The organism is Bacillus sp. ISL-7, from assembly GCF_018613065.1.
The window spans coordinates 71,696-90,789 of the sequence record NZ_JAGGQW010000034.1; the positions used below are offsets into that span (position 1 = coordinate 71,696).

Consider the following 19,094-nt stretch of genomic DNA (forward strand, 5'->3'; position numbering starts at 1 on the left):
GCTGATAAAATGAATTTAACGCTGATAAATCATGTGTTTTCGCTGATATACAGGTAATATCCGCTGATAAATAGAAAAAGAGGGCATCCAAGTTCTACCGGGTGCCCTCTTTTCCTTTCTATTTCTTCAATTTCAGCACTAATTCTTCATCCGGCGTTACATAAACCGTCTGTTGATTGTCATAAATCACAAATCCAGGCTTTGCACCGCTAGGTTTTTTAACAAACCGGACCCTCGTAAAGTCGACAGGAACAGAGCTTGAATTCCTCGCTTTACTATAATAAGAGGCTAAAACGGCAGCCTCACGAATCGTTTCATCAGATGGTTCCTTGCTGCGTATCACCACGTGTGAGCCGGGAATATCTTTCGTATGGAGCCAAATCTCATCCCTTGCTGCCAGCTTATTTGTTAAATAGTCATTTTGTTTATTATTTTTTCCAAGGATGATATCCGTCCCATCTGTAGATAAGAAGTGATCTAAAATTGGTTTAACATTCTGAGCCTTTTTCAATTTCTTTTTCTGCCGTTCGCGGATATAGCCACCCTCAACTAATTCTTCACGAATCTCTTGAATATCCTTTGGAGAGGCAGCTTGTACCTGCTGTAGTAAATTATCAAAATAAGCTACTTCGACTTGTGCCTTTTCAATTTGATCAACGACAATTTCAACTGCATTTTTTGCCTTTTGGTATTTTGAAAAATACTTTTGGGCATTTTCAGATGGTGTCTTTCTGGGGTCAAGCGGAATTAAAATCGTTCCACCAGATTCATCATAATAATCGAGAACTTCAATATCACGCATCCCTTTCTTAGCCGCATATAAATTGGCAGTTAACAACTCGCCAGAGCGTTGATATTGATCAGCCTTTTCTGCTTCTTTCAGAGTAGCCTTCAGTTTGTTAATTTTCTTTTCATTCTTTTCTTTTTCATTTTGAATAAATCGTTCAATATCATTTCCTTGCTGCTTAACCCGGTCTCTTTCCGCTTTGCCAAAATAAAAACGGTCAAGCAATTCACTTAGTGTAGGGAAGGTCTTTATTTCTCCTTTTAAATGCTCAAGGGGAAATAAGTAAAAAGCGTCCTTACCGCCCGACGATATAATCGAAGGAGAAATCTCACCGGTTTCCACCTTTTTAATCATACGAATAAACGTTCCCGGTATTGTAGAACGATTGGCTAGACCACTTTGGAATATAACTTCCTTGGCAAAAAGGGGAGAGATCCCTGCAAATTGCTCAACTAATTGGCGGTCGAGTTTTCCTGCATTGTAATCAATTTTTCTTAATAGTTCATCTTCGCTCGAATGAAACGGATTTTGCTTATGCTGTTCTGGTGGAAATACATAAGGTTGTCCTGGCAAAATGGCCCTGTGGCTATTAACGGCAAAGGAAACATGTTTGATACTATCAAGAATGACATTTCGTGTTTTATCTACCAGTACGATATTGCTATGCCTGCCCATAATTTCAATAATTAATTGTTTATAGCTAATATCACCAATCTCATTTCTGCCCTTTATTTCAAGTACTATCATCCGGTCTGTTTCTACTTGATATATATCCTCTAAAATATACCCCTCAATATGTTTCCTAAGCAGCATACAGAACATCGGGGCTTCACTAGGATTATCGTATGCCTCATTCGTGAATTGGACCCGCGCATAGCTAGGGTGTGCTGATAAAAGCAGCTTTTGATTAACTCCATTCGCACGAATCGTGAGAATTACTTCATTTTTATAGGGTTGGTGAACCTTATTGATCCGTCCGCCCTTCAAGGAACGAACAAGTTCATCAACCATTGCTTTTGTAAATAAACCATCAAATGACATGGAAAACATCCTTTACTACATTCATATGAATTAATTATAGCTTACTAAAAATATACTGTCTTATTTTTACTCTGTTAAACGTGCCAGTTGATTTCCGCTCCAATCAATAGGGTTCCATTTATTCTCTAATTTATCTTTCACTATATCATAGCATTTTTTTGGACGACCCTGAATAAGCTTTCTTTAGAGCAGGTATTTATAGGTATTTAAAGGGGGAAGTGAGATGGTCGGATGAAATTCCATGAAATGCAGATAGAACAAGTAGAAAAGTCTCTAGAAACCGACTTTTCTTCTGGATTATCACAGGAAGAAGTAAAAAAGAGAATTAATTTGCACGGACTAAATGAGTTGGACGAAGGAGAAAAGCAATCAGCTTTACTCTTATTTTTTAGTCAATTTAAGGATTTTATGGTCTTAGTTCTTCTCGCAGCTACCTTAATCTCCGGATTGCTTGGCGAATATATTGATGCCATTGCTATTATTGCCATCGTCATTATCAATGGCTTTCTTGGTTTTTTTCAAGAAAGGCGGGCAGAGAAATCACTACAGGCATTAAAGGCATTATCTGCACCACAAGTCTCTGTGCTCCGGGATGGTCAGTGGATCAAAATTCCTTCGAAAGAAATTGTGGTAGGGGATATTTTGAAGTTTGTTAGTGGGGACCGTATCGGTGCCGACGTCCGTGTGATTGAGTCAAAAAGTTTAGAAATTGAAGAATCAGCGCTTACAGGAGAATCCGTCCCTGTTTCCAAGCATATAGAAATCCTGACTAACCCTAACCCTGGCATAGGAGATATGGAGAATATCGCATTTATGGGTACGATGATTACGAGGGGAAGCGGGATAGGAGTCGTCATTGCAACAGGTATGAAAACAGCAATGGGACAAATTGCAGATTTGCTTCAAAATGCAGAGGCGCAAGATACTCCATTGCAACGCCGCTTAGAGCAGCTGGGAAAAATACTAATTACAGTAGCCTTACTATTAACTGTTCTGGTTGTAGTGGTTGGAGTTTTGCGAGGACACGACATTTATGAGATGTTTTTAGCAGGTGTTTCTCTTGCAGTTGCGGCCATACCTGAAGGGCTGCCGGCAATCGTGACAGTGGCATTATCCCTCGGTGTGCAAAAAATGATTAAGAAAAATGCCATTGTCAGGAAATTGCCCGCGGTAGAAACACTTGGCTGTGCTTCGGTCATATGTTCAGATAAAACGGGAACAATGACACAAAACAAAATGACGGTTACCCATTTATGGAGTGGGGGTCAAACTTGGACAGTTGATGGGGTAGGGTATCAGCCGCGAGGGAATTTCTATAGAAATGAACGCAATATTAATCCTAAAGATGAAAAGGCATTGCAGCAAATGCTGATTTTTGGGATGTTATGTAATCATTCAGATTTAGTCATTAAGGATGATGATTATATTCTTGACGGAGACCCAACCGAAGGGGCACTGTTGGTAAGTGCAATGAAAGCAGGTTTTGATCGTCCCAAATTATTAGATGAGTTTACGATCATAAATGAATTCCCGTTTGACTCAACCAGAAAAATGATGAGTATTCACGTTAAAGACAAGCAGGGACGGCATTTTATAGTCACAAAAGGGGCACCGGACGTTATTTTAGATATTAGTGAATCCGTTCTTTGGGACGAGAGAACACAATTTTTAAATAAAGAGACACAAGTGAAGGTTCAGGAGGCAATAAATGGACTCGCATCACAGGCACTTCGAACGATCGCGATTGCCTTTAAACCAATACAGGCTAATACGATTATTTTAAGTGAACGAGAAGCTGAGAAAAATTTAACGCTTATTGGTATTCAAGGAATGATTGACCCGCCGAGACCTGAAGTGAAAAAGGCTGTAAAGGAATGTAAAGAAGCAGGTATTAAAACTGTCATGATTACGGGTGACCATGTCATCACTGCAAAAGCGATTGCCTCCCAACTTGGAATTATAACGAATAACAGCAAGGTCATTGATGGGAATGCATTATCTGAAATGACAGTCGAAGAACTTGAAGAAATAGTCGATGATGTTTCAGTTTTTGCTAGGGTTTCACCAGAGCATAAACTGAAAATTGTCAAAGCATTACAAAATCGCGGACATATTGTCGCCATGACGGGTGATGGTGTGAACGATGCGCCAGCTATTAAAGCCGCTGATATTGGAGTCGCTATGGGGATTACCGGGACAGATGTCGCCAAAGAAGCTTCCTCTCTTATCTTGTTGGACGATAACTTTGCCACGATTAAGGCTGCGATAGTAGAAGGCAGAAATATCTATGAAAATATTCGTAAATTTGTTCGATACTTGTTGGCTTCTAATGTTGGTGAAATTTTGGTCATGTTGTTTGCGATGATTTTAGCGCTGCCTCTGCCGCTTATTCCTATCCAAATCCTCTGGGTGAATTTGGTTACTGATGGGTTGCCGGCTATGGCACTAGGGCTTGATCGACCTGAAGAAAATGTAATGAAACGTAAACCCCGCAGTCCAAATGAAGGTGTTTTCTCGCGAGGTCTGGGCTGGAAGGTTGTGTCACGTGGCTTCCTAATAGGGCTGGTAACATTACTATCCTTTATGATTGTTTACAATAACGATCCTTCCAAGTTGCAATATGCACAAACTGTTGCCTTTGCAACACTTGTCATGGCTCAGCTGATTCATGTTTTTGATTGCCGCAGTGAGAAATCAGTGCTCTCGAGAAATCCTTTCGGAAATCAGTACCTTGTTTGGGCCGTTTTATCTTCACTTGCATTGATGTTTGTCGTTATTTATTACCCGCCATTACAGCCTATTTTTCACACACTGCCGGTAGCAGCTAAGGATTGGCTGTTGATTGTTGGTTTATCATCGATACCAACTTTTTTACTAGCCGGGTCATTTTTGTTAAGAAAAACAAAATAAAGTGTGTTATAATCCAAAAGGTAATAGATTCCACTCTATTACCTTTTGTCTTTTTTGAAAAATATAGCTAGCCGATCAATTTTTCAGAAGATTGGATGTGCACAAAAATGGTTATAAGTATGACAGGCTTTGGAAGAGCTAAAACAGAATCAGATTGCTTCTCTGTCAATGTGGAAGTAAAAACAGTGAACCACCGTTTCTGTGAAATGAATATCCGCATGCCAAGGCAGCTTTTAAAAATAGAAGATAGAATGAAAAAGAAACTTAATCAGTATATCCGCCGTGGAAGGGTAGAAGTTTATGTTAGCTTAGAGGGTGAAGGTGTCGTAACCCGCAAAGTCATCGTGGATTGGAAACTGCTAGATGAGTATTATCAATTTATCAAACAGGCTCGTGAAAAATATGATGTTGAAGGAACGTTAACACTTCAGAATTTGCTAAGTAGAAGTGAACTTTTACATATTGAAGAAAGTGAAGCTGGCAATGAAGAACTTGATAATCTAGTTCTGGCTGCAACAGAAGAAGCTGCCAAGTTTTTAACACAAATGCGGATGGCAGAAGGTGAAGAATTAAAAAAGGATTTGCTCGCCATTTTATCTCAATTAGAATCACATGTTTTTGAACTCCAGAAATTTGCTCCACTAGTTGTTCAATCCTTTAAAGAGCGTTTAACAAAAAGAATGGAAGAGTTTGTTAATGGGCAATTGGACGAAACGAGAATCTTGACGGAAGTCGCCGTTTTTGCTGATAAAGCAGATATAAATGAAGAAGTCACACGATTAAAAAGCCATTTTCAACAATTCTTGCAAACCCTTGAGAGCATGGAACCAATTGGAAGGAAATTGGATTTTATCGTCCAGGAAATGAATAGAGAAGCAAATACCATTGGTTCAAAAGCAAACGATTCAAACATTGCTAAAAAGGTTGTAGATATTAAAAGTCTACTTGAGAAGCTAAAAGAACAGGTTCAAAATATCGAGTGAACCTTGTTTAGAAACTGTTTGAGACGGTCAAAATATATTATTAATGATTGGATGAGTACCATGTCGATAAAATTAATTAATATTGGATTTGGAAATATCGTTTCTGCCAATCGAATTATTTCAATTGTCAGCCCTGAATCTGCTCCAATAAAAAGAATTATTCAAGATGCCCGGGACCGGGGAGCATTAATTGATGCCACATACGGTAGGCGGACACGAGCGGTGATTGTTATGGATAGTGATCATGTTATTCTATCAGCTGTACAACCTGAAACGGTAGCGCACCGCTTAGCTGATCGTGATGAAATAATTGATGAAGGGTAGGATTTATGAAATGCAGGAAAAAGGATTGCTGATTGTACTTTCTGGGCCCTCCGGGGTTGGAAAAGGAACGGTTCGGAAAGAAATTTTTTCCCATCCGGATACAGCTTTTGAATACTCCATTTCAATGACAACCCGCTCACCTCGAGATGGGGAGATTGATGGAGTGGATTACTTTTTTAAGTCAAGAGAAGAGTTTGAACAATTAATTGAACAGGGCAAACTGTTAGAGTATGCCGAATTTGTCGGGAATTATTATGGTACCCCTGTTGACTATGTTCGTTCCACTCTGGATGCTGGAAAAGACGTCTTCTTAGAGATTGAAGTAAAGGGTGCCCGTCAGGTACGAGAAAAGTTCCCTGAAGGTTTATTTATTTTCCTTATGCCGCCAAGTTTATCTGAACTAAAGAACCGGATTGTAACAAGAGGAACGGAAACAGATGACATCATACAAAACCGCCTGCTTTCAGCTCGCGAAGAAATTGAAATGATGGAATTATATGATTATGTTGTTGAAAATGATCAAGTGGAGCGCGCCTGTGAACGCGTGAAATCCATTGTTACTGCGGAGCATTGCCGCAGAGAACGTGTTGAACACCGCTATAAAAAATTGCTGGAGGTTGAATTATAATGTTATATCCTTCTATTGATTCGCTGCTTGAGAAAATTGATTCGAAATACTCGCTTGTTTCCGTAGCTGCGAAACGCGCTCGCGTGATGTCCCAGGTAAGAGATGAAAGATTGCCAAAATACGTTTCCCATAAACATGTTGGAAAAGCACTAGAGGAAATATACAGCGGTGAACTAACCTACCGAATTTCTAATAAAGCAGACACATCTGCTGAGTAGTCTTAAATAGTTATTGATTGACAGTAAATTTCTGAGAGAAGGCCTGACAAAAGGGGAAATCCTTACATGTCAGCCTTTTTTATTTTGGTTATCCTCGTTTTGTAGAATTTGTCGAATTACGAGTGGAAAAAGGTGAAAAATTGCATTTATTCTAGCATAATAAAGAAAGAGTGAAATGAACGAGAAGCGGGGGAATCCAATAATGGTACAGGATAAAAAAATATTATTATGTGTTACAGGCGGAATCGCCGTATATAAGGCAGCGGCACTAACAAGTAAGCTTGTTCAGGCTGGTGCTCATGTAAAAGTCATTTTAAGTGAATCTGCACAGAAATTTGTTACCCCATTAACTTTTCAGGCGTTATCCCGTAATGAAGTATATGTTGATACCTTTGACGAAAAAAATCCGCGTGTCATTGCCCATATTGATTTAGCTGATTGGGCGGATTTAATCCTTGTTGCTCCTGCTACAGCAAATACGATGGGAAAAATAGCTGGTGGAATAGCCGATAATATGATAACAACGGTCCTGCTTGCAGCAACCTCACCAGTCTGGATTGCCCCTGCGATGAATGTGCATATGTACGACCATCCTGCTGTGAAAAAGAACCTCTCAATATTGGCTGAGTACGGATATCAATTTATTGAACCAAGTGAAGGTTATCTTGCCTGTGGATATGTAGGAAAGGGCCGTTTGGAAGAGCCGGAAAAAATCGTCCAGCTCGTACAACAATTCTTTACCGATCAATTCCAACAAACCTTAAGAGGAAAAACAGTTGTGGTTACAGCGGGGCCAACACGGGAAAAGATTGATCCTGTTCGTTTTATTTCCAATCATTCAACAGGGAAAATGGGTTATGCCCTTGCAGTTGAGGCAAAAAAACAAGGTGCCCATGTTGTATTAGTTTCGGGACCGGTTGGGTTGCCGGCCCCATTAGGTATGGAAGTGGTGAAGGTCGAGAGCGCTGAAGAAATGTTCAATGCTGTGTTGAAGTATTATGACTCTGCGGATGTAGTCATTAAAACAGCCGCCGTTGCCGATTACCGTCCAAAAATTACATTTGATCATAAGGTAAAGAAACAAGCCGGTGACTCGAGTATAGAGTTGGAACGAACGAAAGATATCCTCCTTGAGTTGGGTAAGAGAAAGAAGAACCAAGTGCTTGTAGGCTTTGCAGCTGAAACGGAAAATGTTGAAGAATATGCAAGGAAAAAATTAAATGCGAAAAATGCGGATATGATCGTTGCAAACAATGTGAAAGAGGAAGGGGCAGGGTTTGGGACAGATACAAATATTGTCACACTTTTCAAACGGTCTGGCTCAAATATAGATTTACCGATTATGTCAAAAAGTGATGTAGCAAAAAGGATTATCAAAGAAATTACTTCTTTATTGAAGGATATGGATGAAAATGGAAATAGCTAGTGTGATTGTGGATGTACCGGCAAAACAAACGGATAGAGCGTTCGATTATTTAATTCCAGAGCAGTGGTGGGGAACAATCCAGCCGGGAATGAGGGTAATCGTTCCGTTTGGTCCGAGAAAAATCCAAGGATTTGTCACATCGCTTAAAACACAATCTGAATTTAAAAAATTAAGAGAAATTATCGAGCCCATGGATCTTGAGCCAATCTTAAACAAGGATTTACTTGACCTTGGTGACTGGCTAACTGAGAATACACTTTGTTTTAAAATCTTTGCTTTTCAGGTTATGCTTCCAGCCGCGTTAAAAGCTAAATACGAAAAAAAAGTGAAGATTACTTCAGGGGTGGAGGCTGCTGATTTATCAGAACCCCTTCAAACTCTTTTTGAAAACAATCCAATGATTGACTGGGAAGATGCTTTGAATAATGGAGTGGTTCCCTTATTACAAAAGGAAGCAGCAAAAGGTAAACTTGAAGTCCTTTACATCGTTAAGGAGAAGGTCAAAAAGAAACAGCGTAAGTTTGTCCGCCCACTTGTATCTCTTGCTGAATTGAAAGATGAAGTAGTACGATTTCCAGCAAAAGCTGAAAAGCAAAAACTAGTATTGAGCTATTTTATCAATCATTTCGAACCAGTCGAATTGAGGCAGCTTGTCGCTGAATTAAATACGACATCTTCAACTGTTAAGGCACTTGTAGAAAAGAAACTTCTTACTGAGTATGAAATGGAAGTTTACCGCGATCCGTTTGAACATAGGACCTTTAAACGAACAAAGCCCTTACCATTAACAAATTCCCAACAGACCGTGATTGGGCCGATTCTAAACGCGATTGAATCAATTCGACATGAGGTATTCTTGCTCTATGGTGTAACAGGAAGCGGAAAAACCGAAATTTACCTCCAATCCATTCAAGAAGTTATTGAAAGAGGACAGGAAGCAATAGTGCTTGTACCAGAAATATCGCTCACTCCCCAAATGGTGAATCGTTTTAAAGGGAGATTTGGGGACTTAGTGGCTGTTTTGCACAGCGGTTTGTCAGCTGGAGAAAAATATGATGAGTGGCGGAAGATTCAACGTAAAGAAGTAAAAGTAGCTGTAGGAGCAAGATCAGCGATTTTTGCCCCATTTGAGAACTTAGGAATTATTATTATTGATGAAGAGCACGAAACAAGTTATAAGCAGGAGGATATGCCTCGATATCATGCTAGGGATGTTGCAATTGAAAGAGCTAAAACGTATAACTGTCCAGTTGTGCTCGGAAGCGCTACCCCATCACTCGAGTCGTTTGCCAGGGCTCAAAAGAAGGTGTATCATCTATTATCGCTACCTAACCGGATGAATAATCAAACCCTGCCCTCAGTAGAGATCATTGATATGCGTGAGGAGCTTCGTGACGGAAATCGGTCAATGTTTTCACGTAAGCTTTTTGATATGCTAAAGGACCGAATAGAAAAAAAACAACAATCGGTTTTATTTTTAAATAAACGGGGTCATTCGTCATTTGTAATGTGCCGGGACTGCGGTTATGTGATGAATTGCCCAAACTGCGACATATCGCTTACCTACCACCGAGTAAATGAACAAATGAAATGCCATTATTGCGGGTATGAAAGCCATGTTCCTAAGCAATGCCCGGAGTGTTCCAGTGATTATATTCGGTATTTTGGGACTGGTACTCAAAAGGTAGAGGACGAGCTTGGTAAAATTCTCCCAGAAGCAAGGGTTATTCGGATGGATGTTGATACAACTGGTCGAAAGGGCTCACATGAACGATTATTAACTGACTTTCAGAATGGCAAAGCAGATATTCTCCTCGGGACTCAAATGATTGCAAAAGGGCTGGATTTCCCAAATATCACCCTAGTTGGTGTGCTTTCGGCTGATACGATGCTGCATTTACCTGATTTCCGTGCGTCTGAAAAAACCTTTCAATTATTAACACAGGTAAGCGGAAGAGCGGGACGTCATCAATTGCCGGGGGAGGTCATCATTCAGACCTACACCCCTGAACACTATAGTGTCGAACTTGCGGGAACACAGGATTATGATCTCTTTTACCAAAGAGAAATGATGATTCGAAAAACCCATCATTATCCACCCTTCTATTATCTGTCCCTCATAACAGTCAGTCATGACCAATTGATGACTGTCGTTACAGCGACAGAGAAAATTGTTAATTATGTACGTTCACAGGTTTCAAAGGATGCCGTCGTTTTAGGACCTGCAGCCTCGCCGATTCCTAGGATTAATAATAGATATCGCTATCAATGTCTGATAAAATACAAGCGGGAACCGAACTTGACAAAAATGTTAAAAACCATCTTGGATCAACACCAGAAAGATACTAAAAGCGGCTTATTGGTTTCAATAGATGTAAATCCATTTATATTAATGTAAGTTAGCCAAAGGTAACCTGGTCATCAAAGGTTATTATTTCGCATTTTTGGTGAAAATGTAAGCAATTAATAAATTTAAAACGCCTATATAAGAATGGAATTATTGGGGGAAATAATTTGCCTATACTCAAAGTAATAAATTACCCTGCTGAGATACTTGAGCAGACTTGCAAGCCAGTGATTAAGTTTGATAAAAAGCTTGCAAAAATACTTGATAATATGTATGACACGATGATTGAATATGATGGGGTGGGACTAGCTGCTCCTCAAATTGGATTGGACGCACGCATCGCAATTGTTGATATCGATGATGAATTAGGGACAATCGAAATGATTAACCCAGAAATATTAGAAACATCCGGTGAACAAACTGGACCAGAAGGTTGTTTAAGTTTCCCTGGATTATTCGGTGAAGTGACAAGGCCCAATTTTGTTAAAATTGAAGCATTTGACCGTAAAGGCAGAAAATACACATTAGAAGCAGAAGAATTCCTAGCAAGGGCGATTCAACATGAAATCGATCATCTGGACGGGATTTTATTTACATCTAAAGTGACGAGATATCTCGAGGAAGATGAGTTAAAAGGAGTAGAAGTTGAATGACGAAAATTGTTTTTATGGGTACTCCAGATTTTTCTGTGCCAATCTTACAACAACTGATTAAAGATGGGTATGATGTCATTGGAGTAGTTACACAACCAGATCGACCGGTGGGAAGAAAAAAGATTTTAACACCTCCCCCGGTTAAGGTAGAAGCCTTGAAACATTCTATTCCTGTCTTTCAACCAGAAAAAATCCGTCAAGAAGAAGAACTTGAAAAAATCCTTTCCTTGAATCCAGATTTAATTGTTACTGCTGCGTTTGGGCAAATCCTACCCAATAAGCTGTTAGAAGCGCCTAAATACGGTTGTATAAATGTTCATGCATCCCTGCTCCCAGAACTTCGTGGTGGTGCTCCTATTCATTATGCCATTATGCAAGGAAAACAAAAAACAGGTGTTACCATCATGTATATGGTTGAAAAATTAGATGCTGGGGATATTTTAACAAGTATTGAAGTCCCAATTGCTGAAGAGGACAATGTTGGTACATTGCACATTAAATTAAGTACAGCCGGGGCTAAATTGTTGGCAGAAACCTTGCCGCTTCTTTTGGAAGGCCGTCTGACGCCTAAGCCTCAAAACAATGAAGAAGCCACATTTGCTGCCAATATTAAGCGAGAACAAGAAAAAATTCATTGGACAAAATCAGGTGAAGAAATCTTTAATCATATCCGTGCTCTAAATCCATGGCCAGTTGCGTTTACAACCCTGTATGGCCAGGTCTTAAAAATATGGCGGGCAGAAAAGGTATCTGGACAGAATGTGGAAGTACCTGGAACAATTATTAATATAGAATCGGATGGTTTTTCGGTATCAACCGGTAATGAAACGGCAATCAAAATCATTGAACTTCAGCCCTCTGGAAAAACAAAAATGATGAGTGAACAATTTTTACGAGGTTCAAAAATTTCAATAGGCACCAAGCTGGGAGAATAAAATGACATCAACAATAAATAATGTACGGGCAATCGCAATGGATAGTTTAGTTGCTATTGAGAAAAACCAATCTTACAGCAATTTACTTCTTAATAATACAATTGAAAAACACGAATTGTCTCCTAAGGACGTCGGACTGCTAACGGAATTGACGTATGGAACCTTACAAAGAAGAATGGCACTTGACTATTATTTAGAGCCTTTTGTCAAAGATAATAAAAAGTTAGCCAATTGGGTTCATCATTTACTTAGACTAACGCTTTATCAAATGATTTATCTCGACCGAATTCCGGACAGAGCAGCGATCTACGAAGCAGTAGAAATTGCCAAAAGTCGTGGTCATAAGGGGATAGCAAGTTTGGTAAATGGAGTATTGCGGAGTATTCAAAGAGAAGGGCTCCCATCCATGGAGGAAATCACGGACCCAAACAAAAGACTATCACTTGAAACTAGCCACCCAGAATGGCTAATTACCCGATGGGTAAACCAATTTGGCTATGAAAAAACAAAAGAAATGTGTGAAGTAAACCTAACAGCACCATTGCAAACAGCTAGAGTTAATCTCACGAAAATTTCAAGAGATGAATGTGTTGCGATCTTAGAAGAAGATGGTTTTCAAATCGAGAAAAGTCCAATTATTCCTGAGGCGATCAGATCGTTAAAGGGGAATTTAGCGTCTACTATTGCTTTTAAATATGGAATGTTTACTATTCAAGATGAAAGCTCAATGCTCGCCGCCTATGCATTAGGAGCAAAGCAAAACGAATTTATCCTTGATGCTTGTGCAGCACCAGGTGGTAAAAGTACACATATCGCTGAAAAAATGGATAATACGGGAGAAGTTATATCGGTTGATCTCCATCAGCACAAAGTCAGATTAATCAATGATAATGCCAAGCGACTAGGGTTAGAAAATATAAAAACAAGCGTTTCTGATTCCAGACAAATACAGGAAAAATTCAACAAAGAATCATTTGATCGTATCCTTCTGGATGCTCCGTGCTCTGGTCTTGGAGTAATGAGGAGAAAGCCTGATATGAAATACACAAAAACAGAGAAGGATATTGAGAGGTTAAGTACGATCCAGCAAGACTTATTAATGTCCGTATCCCCTTTATTGAAAAAGGATGGCATCCTTGTCTATAGTACTTGTACAGTAGATAAAGAGGAAAATGAATACACGGTTAAGACATTCCTAGAGAATAACCCTGAATTCGAAGGAGATTTATCATTTAAAAACAGGATGCCTGAAGCTATCCAACCATTGATTACAGGTTTTGATGTACAGATATTCCCACAAGATCTTGGGTCAGATGGGTTCTATATTGCAGTTTTAAGGAAGAAGGTGTAACAGTTGGAACAATTAAATACAACTGAGACAAACACAGCTAAGGAAATTAAGAAGAAATCAATTTATTCATTGCAGCTTAACGAATTAAAGAATTGGCTGACTGAAAATGCTGAAAAGGCATTCCGTGCCGAACAAATCTATGAATGGCTTTATAAAAAACGAATTACATCATTTGAGGATATGAGTAATGTATCAAAGGGCTTAAGAGATAAGCTTGCTAGCCATTTTGAATTAACAACATTAAATACGGCGATTCAACAAACATCATCTGATGGAACCATAAAATTCCTTTTTGAACTTCAAGATGGGTACTCCATTGAAACGGTGCTAATGCGTCATGATTATGGAAACTCCGTTTGTGTTACGACACAGGTAGGCTGCCGAATAGGGTGTACTTTTTGTGCCTCAACATTAGGCGGCTTAAAAAGACACTTAGAGGCAGGAGAGATTGTCGCACAAGTTGTAAAAGTTCAGCAAACACTTGATGAAACAGATGAGCGTGTAAATTCAGTTGTTATCATGGGAATTGGTGAGCCATTTGATAATTATGATAATATGTTATCATTTTTAAAAATAATCAATCATGAAAAGGCTCTTAATATCGGAGCACGCCATATAACCGTATCAACAAGTGGTATCGTTCCGAAAATTTATCAATTTGCAGATGAAAATACACAAATTAATTTTGCTATTTCTCTCCACGCTCCCAATACCGAATTACGTTCAAGGCTAATGCCTATTAATAAGGCTTATAAACTAGATGACTTAATGGAAGCAGTAAGGTATTATATCGATAAGACAGGTCGTAGAATAAGCTTTGAATATGGTCTTTTTGGCGGTGTAAACGATTCAGTCGAGCATGCTGAAGAGTTAGCTATATTATTAAAAGGATTAAAATGTCATGTGAATCTAATTCCTGTAAACTATGTTCCTGAAAGAGATTATGTACGGACTCCACGAGACAAAATTTTTGCTTTTGAAAAAACATTGAAAAACCGAGGTATTAATGTAACCATTCGCAGGGAGCAAGGTTCAGATATCGCTGCAGCATGCGGGCAACTTCGTGCAAAGGAGCGGAAAGAGGAGACGAGGTGACAAAAGTGAAGGCTGTTTTTAAAACGGACCAGGGTAGAGTTCGCCAGAATAATGAGGATAGTGGTGGTACTTTTGTTAATCGGGATGGACACCGTCTTGCCATCGTAGCAGATGGCATGGGCGGTCACCTTGCCGGTGATGTTGCTAGTAGCATGAGCGTTACGCATCTTCAAGAAATGTGGGAGAAATCTGAAGGAATTCAAACAGCAGATCAAGCCGAAGCATGGCTGAAAACCCATGTTCTCCAGGTTAATCAATTATTGTTTGACCATTCAAGAAGTCACGTGGAATGCGAAGGTATGGGTACTACTATAGAGGCAGTGATTGCTTCTGAAAATTTTACAACGATTGCACATGTGGGGGATAGTCGTTGTTATATCTTAAATGATACTGGCTTCCAGCAGCTAACTGAGGACCATACACTTGTGAATGAGTTAGTCCGAACTGGACAAATCACTAAAGAGGATGCAGAACATCATCCCAGGAAAAATTGGATATTAAGAGCGTTAGGAACAGAACAGGATGTAAAAATCGATATAAAAACGATAATGTTCGAAGAAGGAGATTTTCTCCTTTTATGCTCTGATGGGTTGTCAAATAAAGTCAACGAACAGGAAATGGTAAGTATTCTTCAAAATGAAGAATCACTTGAACAAAAGGCTTCCACATTAATTAATATTGCAAATGATAACGGTGGAGAAGACAATATTACCCTGATCATATTAAAATATGCTAATGATTTTGAATTGGGTGATGAGCAGTGATTATTGGGAAAAGAATAAGCGGCCGCTATAAAATTCTTAAAATGATAGGCGGAGGCGGAATGGCCAATGTCTATTTAGCACATGATATGATACTGGACAGAGAAGTTGCCGTGAAAATGCTCCGCCTTGATTTTGCCAATGATGAAGAATTTATTCGACGCTTTCATAGAGAAGCACAATCTGCCACAAGTCTTACCCATCCCAATATCGTTAGTATTTATGATGTGGGTGAAGAGGATTCTCTTTACTATATTGTTATGGAATATGTGAATGGGCAAACATTAAAGCAATACATAAACCAGCATTCGTCACTCCGTGTAGAAAAAGCATTAGACATAATGATGCAATTAACATCTGCAATTTCCCATGCCCATCAAAATCATATTATTCATCGTGATATAAAGCCGCATAACATTCTAATTGATCCTAATGGCAGTGTGAAAATTACTGATTTTGGGATAGCCATGGCCTTAAGTGCGACAAGCATTACCCAAACAAATTCTGTGTTGGGTTCTGTCCACTATTTATCACCGGAACAAGCTCGTGGGGGAATGGCTAATCGGAAATCAGATATTTATTCACTTGGGATTGTCATGTTCGAAATTTTAACAGGCAGGCTACCATTCTCAGGGGAATCAGCCGTTTCGATTGCATTGAAACATCTACAGTCAGAAACACCTTCTGTTAGAAGGTGGAATTCAACTATACCGCAAAGTGTAGAGAATATAGTCCTAAAAGCAACGGCAAAGGATCCATTCCATCGTTATAACAGTGTCGATGAAATGGAGGAGGATTTAAGGACGGCACTAAATCCAGAAAGAATGGATGAACCGAAGTTTATTATTCCAATTGATGATGAGGCAACAAAAGCCATTCCAATCATAACAGATGACCGTCCACATAAAAACCTTGATGAAACATTAGTGCATAGTAATGATAAAATATTGCCGGTCAAAAAGGTTACACCTAATAAGGAGAAAACTAGTAAGAAAAAGCGGAAAAAATGGCCGATGATCTTAATTTCGACTTTCCTTATACTTTCCATTCTCGGACTATTAACAGTTACATTTTTACCTGATTTATTGTCTGCTAAGGACGTTAAAATACCTGACGTAAGTGGGATGGATGTTGATGATGCGATTTCTGAGCTTCAGCTCAGCGGAATAGTGGTTGACAAACAGGTTGAAATTCCTGATGATCTGGTGGCTGAAGGAAAGGTTATCAAAACCGACCCCGAAATTGGCAGTACAGTCAAGGAGAACGCAAAAGTTAATTTATATATAAGTACTGGTAAAGAAAAAATTGAGCTATCTAATTATGTTGGCCGGATATATGATGATATTTTCCGTTTATTAGAAGACAGGGGTTTTAAAGATATTTTGAAAACTGAGAAATACGATGAGAGTGAACCAGGAACCATTATTAGCCAAAACCCTTCAGGAGGTGAAGAAATTATTCCTGAAGATACTGTATTAGAATTTGAAGTCAGTAAAGGACCTGAAATAATCGTCCTAAGGGACCTAACCGAATACAATTTAAAAGGGGCCGAGGATTATGCCTTATTAGTAGGGCTGACTTTAAATGTCTCAGAAGAAAAATATGATGAAAAAATTCCTGCTGGCATGGTAATTTCACAAACACCAAAGGCTGGAACAGAACTGAAAAAAGGCGATAAGGTATCAGTCATTATTTCAAAAGGAAAAGAAGAAAAACCGCCCAAAACGGTAGTTAAAGATATAACAATTGATTATGAACCGACTGTCCCAGTGCCAGTGCCAGGAGATCCTGTTCAAAAACAAGAGGTTTTAATCTACATCGAAGATATGAATCATAGTATGACGGAACCTGCCGAATCATTTTTTATAACTGAAACGACAAAAAAACAAATAGAACTTACTATTCCATATGGCGGAAAAGCGGGCTATAAGATTATTCGTGACAGCAAGGTGATAGCAGAGGACGTAATTAACTATCCAGAAACAGAGTAATTAATATTACTATGCTCTTTTATCCAATCAGTTAACAGAATTTTGAATGATATGTTGATGTTGCGAAATGAATAACAAGGAGTGCGGCTATGCCTGAAGGGAAAATTGTTAAAGCATTAAGCGGTTTCTATTATGTTCTTGATGATGACAAGTTGATCCAATGCCGTGGTAGAGGGGTATTTAGAAAGAATAAAATTACCCCCCTCGTTGGAGACGAAGTTGTTTTTCAAGCAGAAAATGACTTGGAAGGCTACATTATGGAAGTGAAGACACGGAAGAACGAATTGATTCGTCCCCCCATAGCGAATGTAGATCAAGGGATCCTTGTGTTTTCGGCTGTTGAACCAGATTTCAGTACTGTTCTTTTAGATCGTTTCCTTGTGCTAGTTGAATTTAATCGGATTGAACCGCTTATTTGTATCACTAAAATGGACCTCACAAACGAAGAGCAGCAAAAGAAGATTAAGATTTATGCAGAGCAGTATTCGTCTGCAGGGTATAAAGTAATCCTAACTTCTTCCGAAACCGAAGCAGGGGTTGAACTGTTAAGTCCACACATTGATAATAAAATATCTGTTTTTGCTGGTCAGTCAGGTGTAGGAAAATCATCTTTGCTAAATGTCCTTAGACCTGATCTTGATTTGAAAACAAATGATATTTCGTCGCATCTTGGCCGTGGAAAACACACGACTAGACATGTGGAGTTAATAAAGATTGGAAATGGATTAATAGCTGATACACCAGGCTTCAGTTCATTAGAATTTACCAATATTGAAGCCGAAGATTTGACTTCATGTTTTCCTGAAATGCAAAGAGCAAGTGAGAATTGTAAATTCCGAGGATGCTTGCATGGGACCGAACCGAAATGCGGTGTGAAACATGCAGTTGAATCAGGTGAAATCCCTAAGTACCGATATGAACATTATCTGGATTTCCTACAGGAGATAAAAGATAGAAAGCCGAGGTATTAAAGATGGTAAAAATAGCACCTTCGATTCTTTCCGCCGATTTTTCGAAATTAGGTGAAGAGATTATTGCTGTTGAAAAAGGTGGAGCAGACTATATTCATGTCGATGTCATGGATGGTCACTTTGTACCAAATATTACGATTGGTCCGCTCATTGTTGAGGCCATTCGTCCGATTACGAAGCTGCCACTTGATGTACACCTAATGATTGAAAACCCTGATCAATATATTGAGGAATTTGCCAAAGCTGGAGCCGATTTTATTACCGTACATGTGGAAGCATGTCGTCATCTTCACCGCACAGTCCAAAATATTAAATCCTTTGGTATCAAGGCGGGTGTTGTTTTAAACCCAGCAACCCCCGTGGAATCCATTCAGCACATAATTGGAGACATTGATATGGTATTATTAATGTCGGTTAATCCAGGGTTCGGTGGGCAAAAATTCATACCAGAGGTACTTCCGAAAATAAGAAAAGTTAAAGAAATGGCAGAACAAAAAGGCTTAGACATTGAGATTGAAATTGACGGCGGTGTTAATTCAGAAACGGCAAAGCTATGCATGGAAGCCGGCGCAAATGTACTTGTTGCAGGTTCGGCTATTTATAATGAAGAAGATTATGCCAAGGCAATTTCGCAAATAAGAGGTTAATGATAAGAGCCAGCTTTAGCGCTGGC

General features: G+C 39.2%; 16 protein-coding genes. 15 read left to right on the forward strand and 1 reads right to left on the reverse strand.

Annotation, left to right across the window (positions count from 1 at the left end; translation table 11 throughout):
* Nucleotides 1-118: 118 nt before the first annotated feature.
* Complete coding sequence (locus J7E66_RS12075) at nt 119-1,828, reverse strand: Rqc2 family fibronectin-binding protein (protein WP_215000294.1); 1,710 nt, start codon at nt 1,826-1,828, stop codon at nt 119-121.
* Between the two features lie 231 nt (nt 1,829-2,059).
* On the opposite strand from J7E66_RS12075, the gene J7E66_RS12080 reads away from it, so the two are divergent.
* The 15 genes from J7E66_RS12080 (at nt 2,060) to rpe (ending at nt 19,068) form a co-directional block, all read left to right on the forward strand.
* Entirely contained in the window at nt 2,060-4,738 is a 2,679-nt protein-coding gene (locus J7E66_RS12080; protein WP_215000295.1) for a calcium-translocating P-type ATPase, SERCA-type, read from the forward strand.
* Between the two features lie 107 nt (nt 4,739-4,845).
* Nucleotides 4,846-5,721: a YicC/YloC family endoribonuclease gene (locus J7E66_RS12085; RefSeq protein ID WP_215000297.1), complete on the forward strand. Its 876-nt coding sequence runs from the start codon at nt 4,846-4,848 to the stop codon at nt 5,719-5,721.
* 60 nt (nt 5,722-5,781) lie between these two features.
* On the forward strand, nt 5,782-6,045 hold the full coding sequence (remA, locus tag J7E66_RS12090; protein WP_026566410.1) for an extracellular matrix/biofilm regulator RemA: 264 nt from the start codon (nt 5,782-5,784) through the stop codon (nt 6,043-6,045).
* 10 nt (nt 6,046-6,055) lie between these two features.
* Nucleotides 6,056-6,673 (forward strand): guanylate kinase, encoded by a 618-nt coding sequence (gmk, locus tag J7E66_RS12095; RefSeq protein WP_214731260.1) that lies wholly within the window; start codon nt 6,056-6,058, stop codon nt 6,671-6,673.
* Nucleotides 6,673-6,891 (forward strand): DNA-directed RNA polymerase subunit omega, encoded by a 219-nt coding sequence (gene rpoZ / locus J7E66_RS12100; protein WP_215000299.1) that lies wholly within the window; start codon nt 6,673-6,675, stop codon nt 6,889-6,891. Before gmk ends, rpoZ begins: the two co-directional genes overlap by 1 nt.
* A 202-nt stretch (nt 6,892-7,093) precedes the next feature.
* Complete coding sequence (coaBC, locus tag J7E66_RS12105) at nt 7,094-8,317, forward strand: bifunctional phosphopantothenoylcysteine decarboxylase/phosphopantothenate--cysteine ligase CoaBC (RefSeq protein WP_215000300.1); 1,224 nt, start codon at nt 7,094-7,096, stop codon at nt 8,315-8,317.
* On the forward strand, nt 8,304-10,715 hold the full coding sequence (gene priA / locus J7E66_RS12110) for a primosomal protein N' (RefSeq protein WP_215000665.1): 2,412 nt from the start codon (nt 8,304-8,306) through the stop codon (nt 10,713-10,715). The genes coaBC and priA overlap by 14 nt, the downstream gene beginning before the upstream one ends.
* A gap of 116 nt (nt 10,716-10,831) precedes the next feature.
* Nucleotides 10,832-11,317 carry a peptide deformylase gene (def, locus tag J7E66_RS12115; RefSeq protein ID WP_215000302.1) on the forward strand — a complete coding sequence of 162 codons (486 nt, stop codon included), beginning with the start codon at nt 10,832-10,834 and terminating at the stop codon, nt 11,315-11,317.
* Complete coding sequence (fmt, locus tag J7E66_RS12120; RefSeq protein ID WP_215000305.1) at nt 11,314-12,252, forward strand: methionyl-tRNA formyltransferase; 939 nt, start codon at nt 11,314-11,316, stop codon at nt 12,250-12,252. Before def ends, fmt begins: the two co-directional genes overlap by 4 nt.
* Nucleotide 12,253: 1 nt before the next feature.
* Nucleotides 12,254-13,603 carry a 16S rRNA (cytosine(967)-C(5))-methyltransferase RsmB gene (gene rsmB, locus J7E66_RS12125; RefSeq protein ID WP_215000307.1) on the forward strand — a complete coding sequence of 450 codons (1,350 nt, stop codon included), beginning with the start codon at nt 12,254-12,256 and terminating at the stop codon, nt 13,601-13,603.
* Between the two features lie 3 nt (nt 13,604-13,606).
* Nucleotides 13,607-14,698, forward strand: coding sequence for a dual-specificity RNA methyltransferase RlmN (gene rlmN, locus J7E66_RS12130; protein ID WP_168242744.1), 1,092 nt, complete (start codon nt 13,607-13,609; stop codon nt 14,696-14,698).
* A gap of 5 nt (nt 14,699-14,703) precedes the next feature.
* The gene (locus J7E66_RS12135; protein WP_308162502.1) at nt 14,704-15,462 is read left to right on the forward strand and encodes a Stp1/IreP family PP2C-type Ser/Thr phosphatase; all 759 of its coding nucleotides are present in this window, start codon (nt 14,704-14,706) and stop codon (nt 15,460-15,462) included.
* On the forward strand, nt 15,459-17,450 hold the full coding sequence (pknB, locus tag J7E66_RS12140) for a Stk1 family PASTA domain-containing Ser/Thr kinase (protein WP_215000311.1): 1,992 nt from the start codon (nt 15,459-15,461) through the stop codon (nt 17,448-17,450). The genes J7E66_RS12135 and pknB overlap by 4 nt, the downstream gene beginning before the upstream one ends.
* An 89-nt stretch (nt 17,451-17,539) precedes the next feature.
* The gene (gene rsgA / locus J7E66_RS12145; protein ID WP_215000313.1) at nt 17,540-18,421 is read left to right on the forward strand and encodes a ribosome small subunit-dependent GTPase A; all 882 of its coding nucleotides are present in this window, start codon (nt 17,540-17,542) and stop codon (nt 18,419-18,421) included.
* Nucleotides 18,422-18,423: 2 nt separating this feature from the next.
* Nucleotides 18,424-19,068 (forward strand): ribulose-phosphate 3-epimerase, encoded by a 645-nt coding sequence (gene rpe, locus J7E66_RS12150; protein ID WP_215000315.1) that lies wholly within the window; start codon nt 18,424-18,426, stop codon nt 19,066-19,068.
* Nucleotides 19,069-19,094 lie beyond the last annotated feature (26 nt).

Bases quoted from the DNA above. Each gene is read 5' to 3' on its own strand.
- J7E66_RS12075 (WP_215000294.1), bottom strand. From the start codon at position 1,828: ATGTCATTTGATGGTTTATTTACAAAAGCAATGGTTGATGAACTTGTT.
- J7E66_RS12080 (WP_215000295.1), top strand. From the start codon at position 2,060: ATGAAATTCCATGAAATGCAGATAGAACAAGTAGAAAAGTCTCTAGAA.
- rpoZ (WP_215000299.1), top strand. From the start codon at position 6,673: ATGTTATATCCTTCTATTGATTCGCTGCTTGAGAAAATTGATTCGAAA.
- rpe (WP_215000315.1), top strand. From the start codon at position 18,424: ATGGTAAAAATAGCACCTTCGATTCTTTCCGCCGATTTTTCGAAATTA.
- remA (WP_026566410.1), top strand. From the start codon at position 5,782: ATGTCGATAAAATTAATTAATATTGGATTTGGAAATATCGTTTCTGCC.
- rsgA (WP_215000313.1), top strand. From the start codon at position 17,540: ATGCCTGAAGGGAAAATTGTTAAAGCATTAAGCGGTTTCTATTATGTT.
- coaBC (WP_215000300.1), top strand. From the start codon at position 7,094: ATGGTACAGGATAAAAAAATATTATTATGTGTTACAGGCGGAATCGCC.
- J7E66_RS12085 (WP_215000297.1), top strand. From the start codon at position 4,846: ATGGTTATAAGTATGACAGGCTTTGGAAGAGCTAAAACAGAATCAGAT.
- fmt (WP_215000305.1), top strand. From the start codon at position 11,314: ATGACGAAAATTGTTTTTATGGGTACTCCAGATTTTTCTGTGCCAATC.
- priA (WP_215000665.1), top strand. From the start codon at position 8,304: ATGGAAATAGCTAGTGTGATTGTGGATGTACCGGCAAAACAAACGGAT.
- gmk (WP_214731260.1), top strand. From the start codon at position 6,056: ATGCAGGAAAAAGGATTGCTGATTGTACTTTCTGGGCCCTCCGGGGTT.
- rsmB (WP_215000307.1), top strand. From the start codon at position 12,254: ATGACATCAACAATAAATAATGTACGGGCAATCGCAATGGATAGTTTA.